The organism is Oleiphilus sp. HI0125 (genome assembly GCF_001635355.1).
Genome location: NZ_LWGF01000132.1, coordinates 1 through 699, shown reverse-complemented (window position 1 = coordinate 699; position 699 = coordinate 1). Strand labels below are relative to the sequence as shown.

Here is a 699-nt window from a genome sequence, read left to right as displayed (position 1 = left end):
CGTTTAAACACGCCGGTGAAAAAAATCGAACGAAATGCGTCGAATGTCGTGATTCATTCAAAAGACGGTGCTGAAGAATTTGATCAAGTGATCTTGGCATGTCATAGCGACCAAGCGCTTAGCATGCTTGAGGCGCCGACTCCGCAAGAAGAAGAAATTTTAGGTGCGATTCCGTATCAAGATAATGAGGTGGTATTGCACACAGATACCACTTTGATGCCAAAGCGAAAGCTTGCATGGGCCGCGTGGAACTACCATATTCCGCAGCGTTGCTCTGAGCACGCCATGGTGACGTACAACATGAATATTCTTCAAAACTTTACTGATGCGGATCAAACCTATCTCGTTNCGCTTAATCGTAGCGACGAAATAGATGAGTCTAAGGTGATTGAACGATATAACTATGCACATCCGGTCTTTACTCAAGACGGGGTGGCTGCGCAGGGTAGACACTCCGAGATTAGCGATGTGAACCGTACTCACTATTGTGGTGCATATTGGTTGAATGGCTTCCATGAAGACGGCGTGAATAGCGCCTTGCGTGTCGTTGAGCGCTTTGGGATTCATCTCTAATGTCAACGCGTGAGTTGAAGAGTTGCCTATATCATGGCCACATTCGGCACCGCAGGTTTGAGCCGATTTCGCATGCATTTAAGTACAGTATGTTTATGTGGTATCTCGATTTAGACGAGATTGATG

The 699-nt window shown here is 46.3% G+C and carries 2 protein-coding genes; both read left to right on the top strand.

The features are described from left to right. Nucleotides 1–573: FAD-dependent oxidoreductase (locus A3762_RS02215; RefSeq protein WP_197468950.1), on the top strand; the 573-nt coding region annotated here is incomplete at its 5' end. Next, a partial coding sequence (locus A3762_RS25605; protein ID WP_156493147.1) for a DUF1365 family protein occupies nucleotides 573–699 on the top strand: 127 nt, incomplete at its 3' end. The genes A3762_RS02215 and A3762_RS25605, both read left to right, overlap by 1 nt.